The sequence below is a fragment of the Pseudoalteromonas sp. SG44-1 genome, assembly GCF_014164315.1.
GTDB lineage: Bacteria > Pseudomonadota > Gammaproteobacteria > Enterobacterales > Alteromonadaceae > Pseudoalteromonas > Pseudoalteromonas rhizosphaerae.
This window is the reverse complement of record NZ_JACJEW010000023.1, coordinates 24,571-37,602: the sequence shown is the minus strand read 5'-3', so window position 1 is coordinate 37,602 and position 13,032 is coordinate 24,571. Positions and strand designations below refer to the sequence as shown.

Genomic DNA, 13,032 nt, shown 5'->3' with positions numbered 1-13,032 from the left:
GCTTACTTATCCTTACACAACGGGAAACCAAGCGCTTCGCGTTTGTCATAATAACTTTGTGCACACGCTTTAGATAATGCACGAACGCGCAAGATATAACGCTGGCGCTCTGTCACCGAAATAGCATGACGTGCATCCAATAAGTTAAATGCGTGTGATGCTTTCATTACTTGCTCATAAGCAGGTAATGGTAAGCTTGCTTCAATTAGCTTTTGGCTCTCAGCTTCGCATTTATCAAACTGGGCAAATAAATCGTCAACATTTGCATGCTCAAAGTTATAAGTTGATTGCTCAACTTCGTTCTGATGGAATACATCACCGTAAGTAACACGGCCCATTGGGCCATCAGCCCATACTAGATCGTAGATGCTATCTACGCCTTGAATGTACATAGCTAAACGCTCAAGACCATAAGTGATCTCACCTGTAACAGGAGAGCACTCTAAGCCCCCTACTTGTTGGAAGTAGGTAAACTGGGTTACTTCCATACCGTTTAACCAGATCTCCCAACCAAGACCCCATGCGCCTAGCGTAGGTGATTCCCAGTTGTCTTCAACGAAGCGTACTTCGTCAGTAAGGGTATCAATGCCAACAGCCGCTAATGAGCCTAAATATAGCTCCTGGATGTTATCTGGTGATGGTTTTAATACGACTTGGAACTGGTAGTAATGTTGCAGGCGATTTGGATTCTCACCATAACGGCCATCGGTAGGACGACGACATGGTTGCACATACGCGCTCGACATTGGTTCAGGACCAATAGACTTTAAAAATGTTTGCGGATGAAATGTGCCTGCACCAACTTCCATATCAAGTGGCTGAATAATGACACAGCCTTGCTGTGCCCAGTAATCCTGTAAAGCCAGGATCAAACCTTGAAAGGTTTTAACGTCATATTTTTGCATATTTGGCTTTTAGTATCTGCTGTGATGTAGCGTGAAAATTACCTTCAGTATACCTTGTGCGTAGTCATGTTTTAAGCAGTTTGTGCAATTGAGAAAATAAAAAAGGAGCCTAAGGCTCCTTTTTTGTAATTACTATAATTTAATTATACGTCTAAGTTAACTACACGTAGTGCATTCGTTTCTATGAACTCACGACGCGGCTCAACTTGGTCACCCATCAAGGTTGCGAATAATTGGTCTGCACCAACAGCATCTTCAATGGTTACTTGTAACATGCGACGCGCTGAAGGATCCATGGTAGTTTCCCACAGCTGACTTGGATTCATCTCACCTAGTCCTTTATAGCGCTGGATATATAGCCCACGCTTAGATTCTGCGATCAACCATTCCAATGCATCCACAAAGTTATCAACAGCTAGTGTCTTCTCTCCACGTTGAATATAAGCACCTTCACTTAAGATATTGGCAATGTTAGTACCAGTTACTGCGATGCGTTTATAATCACGTGAAGAGATAAAATCATGGCTCAGTACGTGTGCCTTATCAACACCGTGTTGGCGAATATTGATAACTGGGTAATATAAGTTACGCTCAGTATCATGCTCTGTTGCAGCAGCGAAGATAGTTGCATCTTCATCACGTGCGACTAAGTCATCGACTAACGTTTTGGTCCACTCGATTACTTTAGCTTCATCGGCTAAATCAGTTTCGTTTAGTTCTGTTTGATAGATCAAACGTTCCATAACCGTATTCGGGTATTTACGTTTTAAGCGCTCAATAACTTTAACGGTGTTTTGATAATCATGAACAATAGCCTCTAAAGCTTCACCTTCAAGTGCAGATGTATCAGCACCGGTATAAAGTGCAGCACCATTTAATGCTAATGAAGTTAGGTATTCGACAAGTGCTGGATCATCTTTAATATAGCGCTCTTGTTTACCTTTTTTCACTTTATAAAGTGGTGGTTGAGCAATATAGATATAACCACGTTCAACGATTTCTGGCATTTGACGGTAGAAAAAGGTCAATAGTAACGTACGAATGTGCGAACCATCGACGTCAGCATCGGTCATGATAATGATGCGGTGATAGCGTAATTTTTCAGGGTTATACTCATCGCGACCAATACCACAACCAAGGGCTGTAATTAACGTGGCAACTTCTTGTGAAGATAACATCTTATCAAAACGCGCTTTCTCTACGTTTAGTATTTTACCTTTAAGCGGAAGAATCGCTTGATTCTTACGGTTACGACCCTGCTTAGCTGATCCGCCAGCAGAGTCCCCTTCCACTATATATAGTTCAGACAGGGCTGGATCTTTTTCTTGGCAATCCGCTAACTTACCAGGTAAACCTGCTAAGTCCATTGCGCCTTTACGACGAGTCATTTCACGGGCTTTACGCGCCGCTTCACGAGCACGAGAAGCATCAATGATTTTACCAACAACTATTTTTGCATCTACTGGATTTTCTAATAAGAATTCAGTGAATTTCTCAGCCATTGCTTGTTCTACAGCTGATTTAACTTCGCTTGAAACTAGCTTATCTTTGGTTTGTGATGAGAACTTAGGATCAGGAACTTTAACACTAACAACTGCAGTTAAGCCTTCACGGGCATCATCGCCTGTTGCATTACTGGTTGTTTTAGCTTTTTTGTTAAAGCCTTCTTTTTCCATATAGTTGTTAAGTGTACGAGTTAGCGCAGATCTAAAACCGGCTAAGTGAGTACCACCATCCCGTTGTGGAATGTTGTTTGTAAAACAGTAAATGTTTTCTTGGTAAGCATCATTCCACTGCATTGATACTTCAACGCTAATACCATCTTCTTCACGTTCATGAGTAAAGTGGAATACACCTTTATGAATAGGTGTTTTATTACGGTTTAAATACTCAACGAAGGCACGAATACCCCCTTCATATTTAAAGTGGTCAGTTTTATTTTCTTCGCGTTCATCATTTAAAATAATACTCACACCTGAATTCAGGAATGACAACTCGCGTAAGCGCTTAGCTAAAATATCGTAATGGAAATCTAAGTTTGTGAAAGTCTCACCACTTGGCCAAAAACGAAGTTCAGTACCTGTGGTTTCTGATTCGCCAATTACAGCTAGTGGCGCATCAGGAACCCCCATAGTGTAAAATTGCTCATGTAGCTTGCCTTCACGGCGAACTGTTAGCTTTAATTTTTCTGAAAGCGCATTTACTACTGAAACACCAACACCGTGTAAGCCGCCTGATACTTTATATGAGTTATCATCAAACTTACCACCAGCATGTAGTACTGTCATAATTACTTCAGCTGCTGATACGCCTTCTTCTTCATGAATTGAAGTTGGAATACCACGGCCGTTATCTCGAACAGAGACAGAACCATCTAAATGAATTGTGACATAGATGTCATCACAGTGACCTGCTAAGGCTTCATCGATAGAGTTATCAACGACCTCAAACACCATATGGTGTAAGCCTGTGCCATCATCGGTGTCCCCTATATACATTCCAGGACGCTTTCTTACTGCGTCTAATCCTTTTAGTACTTTAATACTCGACGAATCGTAATTCTCAGACATGGTTAATCCCACTTATCTTGTTATTAGGTTGCCATGTTTCACGTGGAACATTTGTAGTTCTCGTTGCATGGGTTCCACCACAGCAGAAATACTTTCAGATTGAATTGTAGAGATAAATATTTGAGAGCTACAGTGCGACAACAACTGTCCTACTTTCTCTTTCGTATCTTCCCCTAACTCTGAAGGTAGATCATCTATTAGCAATATTGATTGCTTTTCTGTCTCTGACTCAATCAAACTATTTTGCGTTACTTTTAACGCATAAAGCAATAGTTTCAATTGACCGCGTGAAAAGGTGTTTTCCACACTATTGCCAGCGACACTAAAACTGAAATCAGCTTTATGCGGCCCTTTATTTGTAAAACCTTGGCGACTATCACGCTCAAAGCTTTGTTCGAGAGCGTCGGCTAGAGATTCATTTTCTTTCCAACCAGCATAAAAACTTATTTCTAAATCGCGTATAAGCGTTAATTCTGCACACATTTTATCAAAAAATTGCTGCTTAAACCTACTTATATACGCAATTCGTAAATTATTTATTTGGTCTGCCAGTCTAACAAATTCTTTATCCCAAAACTTGATTTGATCAAAATAATTCTTAGGCTTACTTTTCAATAATGCATTACGTTGCTTTAATACTTTATTGAAAGATTGCCACAAATAAAAAAAGTCTTGTTCCACGTGGAACAATCCTAAATCTAAAAATTTTCGGCGTTCTTTTGGACCTCCAAAAAACAACGAATAGCTTTCAGGGGTGATCACTTGTACTGGCATTAACTGGGCAAGTTCAGACACTCGACGACTAGACTTACCCTGTATTTTTAATTCGGTCTCACCACTTAAAGTCTTACTAATACCGATTGGAATTGATAAGTTATAAAGTGATTTACGACCATGAATGGTGAATTTTTCTTTATGGTGCGTAATGATACTTTTGTGTTTTGGGGTACGGAAAGACTTGCCATGAGAAAGGTAATAAATAGCCTCAAGAAGGCTGGTTTTGCCACTGCCATTTTCACCATAAATTATGTTAATACCATTCACTGGCTCTACAGTGAGTGCCTCAATATTCCGAAAATTATTGAGGCTCAAATGACTTAAACTCATAGTGCCTTATAAGCGCATTGGCATAACAACGTACATGGCTTCTTCATCGCCAGCACCTTCTATCAATGCACTACTATTTGAATCAGCAAGCGTAAATAAAACGTCTTCTGTTTTTAATGTATTTAATACATCTAAAACATACGATACGTTAAAGCCAATTTCTAAGTCATCACCTTGATAGCTCACTTCAACCACTTCCTCAGCTTGCTCTTGCTCTGGGTTGTTGGCGGTAATTTTTAATAGTCCGTTCGATAAGTTTAACCGTACACCTCTAAACTTCTCGTTCGATAAAATAGATACCCGTTGAAACGCACTGCGTAACCATTCACGATTTGCGGTAATAACTTTATCACCACCACGTGGCAATACTCGGCGGTAATCAGGAAAACGCCCATCAACTAATTTACTCGTAAAAGTAAACTCTGTATCTAAAATACGAATATGATTTGCACCAAATTGAATTGTCACCAACTCATCATCAGCAACCATTAGACGCATAATTTCTTGTACGCCTTTACGCGGAATTATTAGCTGACGTTGAGTGTTTAACGATTGCGTTAATTGTTTTTGCGCAATTGCTAAACGGTGACCATCAGTAGCCACTGTTTTTATATCAGTATTATCTACTTCAAACGACATACCATTTAAGTAATAGCGTACGTCTTGATTGGCCATCGAAAAGTGGGTGCTTTCAAGTAACTTTCGCAGTTCTAAGCGCGTTAGTTGAAATTCAACTTCACCATCCCACTGCTCAAGATTAGGAAAGTCTTCCGCAGCGAGTGTAGTTAATGAAAAGCGGCTTTTTCCACTGGTCAGTAATAGTTGGTGATCTTGACTGCTCAACGTTAAATCTGAACCGTCTGGCAGACTTTTACAAATATCGAGTAATTTTTTAGCTGGCAAAGTCAATTTTGCATCAGCGGTATCATCGCCAACAAAAACCTTTGCGACAAGTTCAATTTCAAGGTCTGTGCCTGTCATTGAAAGTTCGCCATTTTCAACCTCTAACAAAACGTTAGATAAGATAGGCAAGGTATGCTTGCGCTCAATTGCGCCAGATACTTGCACCAAAGGTTTTAAAAATTGTTCTCTTGATATAGTTATTTGCATAATAAAGTCAGCCCTAAGATGACAATGTTCTTATTAGGTTTTGATAATCTTCTTTCACTTCGTGGCTTTCATCACGTAGTGATTTAATCTTTCTGCACGCATGCAATACTGTAGTGTGGTCGCGGCCACCAAAGGCATCACCAATTTCAGGTAAGCTGTGATTGGTAAGTTCTTTAGACAATGCCATAGCAACTTGACGAGGTCTTGCGATAGAGCGGCTGCGGCGCTTAGATAGCAGGTCTGAGACGCGAATACGATAATATTCAGCAACCGTACGTTGAATATTGTCTATCGTGACCAGTTTGTCCTGCAAAGCGAGTAAGTCACGTAATGCTTCTTTTACAAAATCGATCGAAATTGGTCGACCAGTAAAGTTTGCATTAGCAATCACACGATTAAGCGCGCCCTCTAACTCACGCACATTTGAACGTAATTTTTTAGCGATAAAAAAGGCCACTTCGTGAGGTAAATTAATTTTACTCTGCTGGGCTTTTTTCATCAAAATAGCCACTCGCGTTTCAAGCTCTGGCGGCTCAATCGCGATGGTTAAACCCCAACCAAAACGTGATTTAAGGCGATCTTCAACCCCTTCAATCTCTTTTGGATAACGATCTGAGGTTAAAATAATTTGTTGGTTACCTTCAAGTAATGCATTGAAAGTATGAAAGAATTCTTCTTGTGAACGTTCTTTGTTAGCAAAAAACTGAATATCATCGATCATTAAAGCATCAACACTGCGGTAATAACGCTTAAATTCTTCAATAGCATTATTTTGCAGGGCTTTAACCATATCTTGCACAAAGCGTTCTGAGTGCATATAAACAATTTTTGCATCTGGCTTATTTGCCATAATACCATTGCCAACCGCATGTAATAAATGCGTTTTACCTAAACCCGTTCCACCATATATAAATACCGGGTTAAAGGCAGCACCAGGATTATCCGCAACTTGCGTCGCAGCAGCTTTTGCTAACTGGTTAGATTTACCTTCAACAAAACTATCAAAGGTGTAGTTTTCTTTAATGTTTGATTTGTAACCAGACTTAGGAGCAGGCTCAACCACAGCTTTAGCTGCTTTTGGTTGCTGCTTTGCTGCCGGCTGATTCATCGGGGTCGCAGAGCCAGTTGTTGCAGGCGCGATCACTTGCGCATTGTGGATTGGCTTGCTACCTACATCAAAGCGTAACTCTGGCGCTTCATCCTTACAAATCTCAACAAGTAATTCATTAATTCGGTTTAAGTACTTTTCTCTTACCCAATCAAGCACAAAGCGATTAGGTGCATAAATCGTCAGGGTATCTTCGGTACTTTCTGCTTGTAGTGGTCTTACCCACATACTGAACTGCTGCGAAGGCAGTTCATCTTGCAATACATATAAACAACTTTGCCAAACCGACAGATACACAGTTAAACTCCCAAAGACTTAGTATTTATTCCCGGTCATCTTTAGTGGCCGGAAATCATACATTTATTACTATTATTTAGGCAATTTATTAACCCAAGACCGAGTATTATGAATGCACTTTATCCACAAGTACAAGATTGATTTTTTTGAAAAATATGATCTGGCTAAAAAAAACAAGCAAGACGTTGATTTTTAATAGCAATTATTTTTAACTTCAAAGTATGATCATAGCAAAAAAGGGCTTGGATCGCGATCAAATTATGTGATCTATTTTACTTACCCCAAGCTTTTATGCACTTTTTATACAGAGCCTGTGGAAAACTTCTTTAATATAAGGATCCTAGCAGATCCTGCCAACAGATCTATTATCACCCCTCTATTATAAATGCGATTATGGTTGACTTTAAGGCACTTCATCGATAATATCTCGCGCTCGCAATGGCACCTGTGCCAGGATCGCGACCTGCATAGGATGTTTTAACCTTTAACCGATCGGATGGAATTGTTATGAAAAGAACTTTTCAACCTAGCGTTTTAAAACGCAAACGTGCACACGGTTTCCGTGCTCGCATGGCAACTGTAAATGGCCGTAAAGTATTAGCTCGTCGCCGCGCTAAAGGCCGCAAAGTTCTTTCTGCTTAATATATAAGTGGAAGACTTTAACTTTGGCAGGGAGTTACGTCTGTTAACTCCCTCGCATTACTCTCGCATCTTTAATGAACCCGCTCGGGCCGCAACTCCTTTCTTTACCTTATTAGCAAAACCCAATGACCAAGCAAAACCTCGCTTAGGACTCACTGTCGCTAAAAAACGGGTTAAAAAAGCTTGCCAACGAAACCGTATTAAACGTCTTGCTCGCGAAAGTTTTCGTTTAAACCAACACACTATTGATAATGTCGATATTGTGCTGATGGTTAAAAGTGGTATTGATGAACAGTCAAATGAAGAGCTAACTAAACAACTCACTAAATTATGGCGCAAGATTAACGAACGCTGTAAACCTGGTGCACCAAAACCACCGCCGTTTAAAAAACGCCCCAACAAATCGGCTAAATCCAATAAACAGAGCCAATAGCAATAGAATTACATGGTTAATTAAGGTATCTTTAGCTCACCTTTTAATCATGCATTTAAAATTCCATTTTGGGCGTTTAAATTCATGGTATCCATTCACTAAATATTACGCAGAGGCTTGAACATCATGAGGTTACTAAAACCACTTGTTGCTTTTCCTAAGCGCTGTTTAGTGTTATTAATTCGTGGTTATCAAAAGTGGATTAGTCCGCTGTTAGGTCCGCATTGTCGCTTTAATCCAACCTGCTCTAGTTATGCTATTCAAGCAATTAATTTGCATGGATCTGTAAAAGGGAGTTGGTTAGCGGTTAAACGCATATTAAAATGTCATCCTTTACATTCAGGTGGGGATGATCCCGTACCTGAAAAATTAACCCATATTAACCACCAACACGAGAAATAAGAGCTGTTATGGAATCGCAACGCACGTTTTTATTCATCGGCCTGATGCTTGTATCGTTTTTATTGTTCCAAGAGTGGAATAAAGACTACAACGCACCAAAAGTCGATCCTAGTGCCAACACACAAACACTACAAACTAATTCCCCTGACTCTGATGATTATGTTCCATCATCAACCGATGGTGAATTACCTACTGCAGCAACAACCGCGAAACGTTCAGTTATTGAAATTACGACTGACGTATTCAAAGTTAAAATTGACACCCGTGGTGGTGATATTGTTGAAGCTGACTTACTGCAATACGAAGAAACAAAAGGCAGCGAAACGCCTTATATGTTACTTGGTGAGTTTGATGGTAAACAATATTTCTCTCAAAGTGGTTTAATAGGCTTAAATGGCCCAGATGCATCTGCAGAAGGTCGCCCGGTTTATCACTCTGAGCAAAAAACATTTGCTTTAACAGGTGACGAACTTCGCGTACCACTTACATTTACTGATAGCAAAGGTGTTAGTTTTACTAAAACGTATGTATTCAAAAAAGGTCAATACGATGTTGCTTTAGAATACTCAGTAAATAACACCACCGCAGAGCCAATTCAAGTACAGCTGTATACGCAAGTAAAACGCACAGTACAAGATAAAGGCAGCTTAGTTGACCAAAACTACTTAGGTGCTGCCTATGGTTCTGCTGAGGAAAAGTACGAGAAATATAGCTTTTCTGATATGGCCGACAAAAACCTTAGCATTAATACGCAAGGTGGTTATATTGCTTTTATTCAGCACTACTTTGTAAGTGCGTGGGTTCCTTCGCAAGAACAGCAAAATACCCTTTACAGCTTAATTGCTAAAGGCAACGCAGCAATTATTGGTGCTAAAGGTGAGCCGATAAATGTACAAGCAAACCAACAAGCAACTCTTGGTGCAACTTACTATATGGGCCCTAAAGAGTCGGATATACTTGAAGCTATTCATCCGAACTTAGATTTAACTGTCGATTACGGTTGGTTATGGTTTATCTCACAGCCGTTATTTATACTATTAAAATGGCTACATAGCATACTAGGTAACTGGGGTGTGGCAATTATCGCCATTACTGTGATTGTTAAATCAGCAATGTACCCACTTACCAAAGCGCAATATACGTCAATGGCGAAGATGCGTGCCCTACAGCCTAAAATGGCTGCATTAAAAGAAAAGTTTGGTGATGACCGTCAAAAATTCGGCCAAGCAACCATGGAAATGTACCGCAAAGAGAAAGTAAACCCTATGGGTGGCTGTTTCCCTATTTTGCTGCAAATGCCAATTTTCTTAGCGCTATTTTATGTATTCTTAGAATCAACAGAACTGCGTCATGCTGAATTTATTTTTTGGTTAACTGACTTATCTGCGAAAGACCCATACTACGTACTACCAATCTTATTTGGTGCCAGTATGTTTATTACGCAAAAGCTACAACCAATGACGGTAACTGATCCGATGCAACAAAAGATGATGACCTTTATGCCGGTTATCTTCTCAGTGTTCTTCCTTTGGTTCCCATCTGGTCTAGTACTTTACTGGTTAGTATCAAACCTTATCTCTATCGCACAGATGCTGATCATCTATCGCGGTATGGAAAAGCAAGGAATAAAAGTCAGGGGCTAATTTGCTCAGTTACTTAAATTAAGGCGACCATTGGTCGCCTTTTTTATTGCCCGCTATTCGCCAGTCATAACTGCATAGGTTACAATACGCCCATACCATTACTCTTTAAGTTGGCAAATTATTAGCATGATCAATCAAGACACAATTGCAGCACAAGCAACCGCACCTGGTCGTGGTGGCGTTGGTATTATTCGCGTTTCTGGCAGTTTAGTAAAAACCGTCGCCGAACAGATTATTGGTCGTTGCCCTAAGGTGCGTTACGCCGATTACGTGCCATTTAACAGTCTTGCTGGCGAGCAACTTGATCAAGGTATTGCTATTTATTTTGCCGGGCCAAACTCTTTCACTGGCGAAGATGTACTTGAACTACAAGGCCATGGCGGTCCTGTAGTACTGGATATGCTACTTAAAGAAATTAGCCAAATTGAAGGTGTACGATTAGCAAAGCCAGGCGAGTTTTCTGAGCGCGCCTTTATGAACGACAAAATGGACTTAACCCAAGCAGAAGCAATTGCTGACTTAATTAATGCCACTTCAGAACAAGCAGCCAAAAGCGCCTTACAATCACTCCAGGGCGAGTTCTCTAAGCACATTGATACCTTAGTTGAAAAAGTCATTCACTTGCGTATGTACGTTGAAGCGGCCATTGATTTTCCCGATGAGGAAATAGACTTTTTATCTGACGGTAAAGTCTCTGGTGATCTAAATGCCATTATCACCCAGCTAAGCAATGTGACCAACCAAGCAAAACAAGGCAGCATCATGCGTGAAGGTATGCGCGTAGTAATTGCTGGGCGCCCTAACGCAGGCAAATCTAGTTTACTAAATGCACTTGCAGGGCGTGAAGCTGCTATTGTTACTGAAATTGCCGGCACCACCCGTGACGTACTACGAGAACACATTCACATTGATGGCATGCCGCTACATATTATAGATACTGCAGGCCTGCGTGAAAGCCCAGATCGCGTTGAGCAAATAGGCATTGAACGCGCATGGGATGAAATAAAACAAGCCGATCGCGTGTTGTTTATGCTTGATGGCACTGATACCAAAGACACTGACCCGCATGCTATTTGGCCAGAGTTTATGGCCAAACTACCTGCCGGTATGGGCGTAACCGTGATCAGAAATAAAGCCGATTTATCGGGTGACGAAGTAGGTATGAGCGAAAACCAGCAATATCCAGTGATCAGCTTAAGTGCTAAAAATGCTGATGGTATAGAGTTAGTTCGTACTCACTTAAAAGCATGTATAGGTTTTCAGGGAGCTACCGAAGGCGGCTTTATGGCCCGTCGTCGTCACTTAGATGCACTCGATAGCGCAGCTCATCATTTACAAACTGGCAAAGACCAATTAGAGATGCATATTGCCGGTGAGATCCTAGCTGAAGAACTACGTTTAACACAAAACTACTTAAACGAGATCACCGGTGAATTTACCTCTGACGATCTACTTGGCAAAATTTTCAGCTCGTTTTGTATCGGTAAATAATTAAAAACTAAGGGTGCTTATATAAGCACTCTTAGTCCCCTTCAAAAACCAGTATATTATTATACCAATCGACTTAAATATTTAACCATTCTAGCGAGCTACATAAAGCGCTAACTGCGTTATAATTTTTTCAAGTAGAACAACTACATGTCAAAATTTACGCCTTGTTATCACTATATTTATCTGTCGCTATAAATGGTCAGTAACTTTACACGATTGGTATTAGCTGTATTCAATAAAAAATACAAGTCGTTATTTAATAACCAGACTTGACCAACCGCTCCAAATTATCCGTCGCTATCACTGCCTTTTAGGTTTTTACAACGAGCTTAAAATTTACGTTCAGTGCCGAATTTGGCCAGCGTAGTCACCGTAATCTTTTTATAGTCATAATGAAATTCACTTTTGAGATCATTATGAATAAATACCAAACCTTTCATCAATTACATAAACAAGAGCAATTATTTTTATTACCAAATGCGTGGGATCCATTAAGCGCTCGTATATTAGCTGATGCTGGTTTTGCTGCTATCGCCACAACAAGTTGGGGGATGGCCCAATCTCGAGGTCAAGAAGATGGCGAACAATGCTCATTTGAGGAGTTTATAAGTCAGCTAAAACCAATAATCGATGCTGTTAATATTGCTGTTTCCATGGATATTGAATCAGGTTACAGTAATGACGTAAGCACTATTTGTCAGCATGTTTTGGCCGTAGCCAAATTAGGTGCTGTCGGTATTAATATTGAGGATTCAGATAAAAAAACAGCTCAGTTAAGCTCCCTAGAACACCAAGTAGAGATCCTTAAAGCGATTAAAAACACACTTAAAAAGTATGGTTTTTCACAGCTATTTATCAATGCTAGAACTGATTGCTACAGCCAAAATATGGATTCTCTTGAACATGTAATAACTCGATCTTTGGCTTATCAAGATGCTGGCGTTGATGGTATTTTTATCCCTGGATTATCCGATTTAACAGCAATAAAGCAAATAACAACGACACTTAAGGTGCCACTTAACGTGATGGCACAGCCATTAAAAAGTGATTTTCTTTGCGATAATAGTAGTAATAGCAGTTCATTATTTGCACATGGCGTGCAAAGATATACGCTTGGTAATGCACTATTTGATGCCACAAAAGCCTATATTTTTACCGCTAGCAGTACTTTTAATAGCACAAAAAGTAGCGATCATTTATTCTAATCGGAGTTTTAAAAGCTATTTATACAAAATTAAAATCATAATTAGTGATAAAAATAGTAACTAATTTAGAAATTGATCAGCACAAGCTCAAATTGTTATCCACAATTTGGGCTTTTTTG

Annotated in this window: 11 protein-coding genes; 6 read left to right on the top strand and 5 right to left on the bottom strand. The window is 40.0% G+C overall.

The genetic code is table 11. From position 1 onward, the window contains the following. Positions 1-2: 2 nt before the first annotated feature. From glyQ to dnaA, 5 genes are all read right to left on the bottom strand, one after another. Positions 3-905, bottom strand: a complete 903-nt coding sequence (glyQ, locus tag H5187_RS12145) for a glycine--tRNA ligase subunit alpha (RefSeq protein ID WP_145241722.1) — start codon at positions 903-905, stop codon at positions 3-5. A 143-nt stretch (positions 906-1,048) separates the two neighbouring features. Next, a complete protein-coding gene (gene gyrB, locus H5187_RS12140) occupies positions 1,049-3,475 on the bottom strand; it encodes a DNA topoisomerase (ATP-hydrolyzing) subunit B (RefSeq protein ID WP_182797903.1) in 2,427 nt (808 codons plus the stop codon). Between the two features lie 12 nt (positions 3,476-3,487). Further along, positions 3,488-4,582: a DNA replication/repair protein RecF gene (gene recF, locus H5187_RS12135; protein WP_145241717.1), complete on the bottom strand. Its 1,095-nt coding sequence runs from the start codon at positions 4,580-4,582 to the stop codon at positions 3,488-3,490. Positions 4,583-4,588: 6 nt separating this feature from the next. Then, entirely contained in the window at positions 4,589-5,692 is a 1,104-nt protein-coding gene (gene dnaN, locus H5187_RS12130) for a DNA polymerase III subunit beta (protein WP_149983170.1), read from the bottom strand. A gap of 13 nt (positions 5,693-5,705) precedes the next feature. Further along, positions 5,706-7,097 carry a chromosomal replication initiator protein DnaA gene (gene dnaA / locus H5187_RS12125; RefSeq protein ID WP_145241713.1) on the bottom strand — a complete coding sequence of 464 codons (1,392 nt, stop codon included), beginning with the start codon at positions 7,095-7,097 and terminating at the stop codon, positions 5,706-5,708. A 507-nt stretch (positions 7,098-7,604) separates the two neighbouring features. Here dnaA and rpmH point away from each other — a divergent pair. The 6 genes from rpmH (at position 7,605) to H5187_RS12095 (ending at position 12,913) form a co-directional block, all read left to right on the top strand. Further along, a complete protein-coding gene (gene rpmH, locus H5187_RS12120; protein WP_004335215.1) occupies positions 7,605-7,739 on the top strand; it encodes a 50S ribosomal protein L34 in 135 nt (44 codons plus the stop codon). Between the two features lie 7 nt (positions 7,740-7,746). After that, positions 7,747-8,172, top strand: coding sequence for a ribonuclease P protein component (rnpA, locus tag H5187_RS12115; protein WP_145241711.1), 426 nt, complete (start codon positions 7,747-7,749; stop codon positions 8,170-8,172). 126 nt (positions 8,173-8,298) lie between these two features. Further along, a complete protein-coding gene (gene yidD / locus H5187_RS12110; RefSeq protein WP_064668255.1) occupies positions 8,299-8,574 on the top strand; it encodes a membrane protein insertion efficiency factor YidD in 276 nt (91 codons plus the stop codon). An 8-nt stretch (positions 8,575-8,582) separates the two neighbouring features. Then, positions 8,583-10,217: a membrane protein insertase YidC gene (yidC, locus tag H5187_RS12105; RefSeq protein WP_145241709.1), complete on the top strand. Its 1,635-nt coding sequence runs from the start codon at positions 8,583-8,585 to the stop codon at positions 10,215-10,217. A 126-nt stretch (positions 10,218-10,343) separates the two neighbouring features. Next, entirely contained in the window at positions 10,344-11,708 is a 1,365-nt protein-coding gene (gene mnmE, locus H5187_RS12100; protein ID WP_145241707.1) for a tRNA uridine-5-carboxymethylaminomethyl(34) synthesis GTPase MnmE, read from the top strand. A 416-nt stretch (positions 11,709-12,124) separates the two neighbouring features. Continuing rightward, a complete protein-coding gene (locus H5187_RS12095) occupies positions 12,125-12,913 on the top strand; it encodes an isocitrate lyase/phosphoenolpyruvate mutase family protein (protein WP_182797902.1) in 789 nt (262 codons plus the stop codon). Positions 12,914-13,032 lie beyond the last annotated feature (119 nt).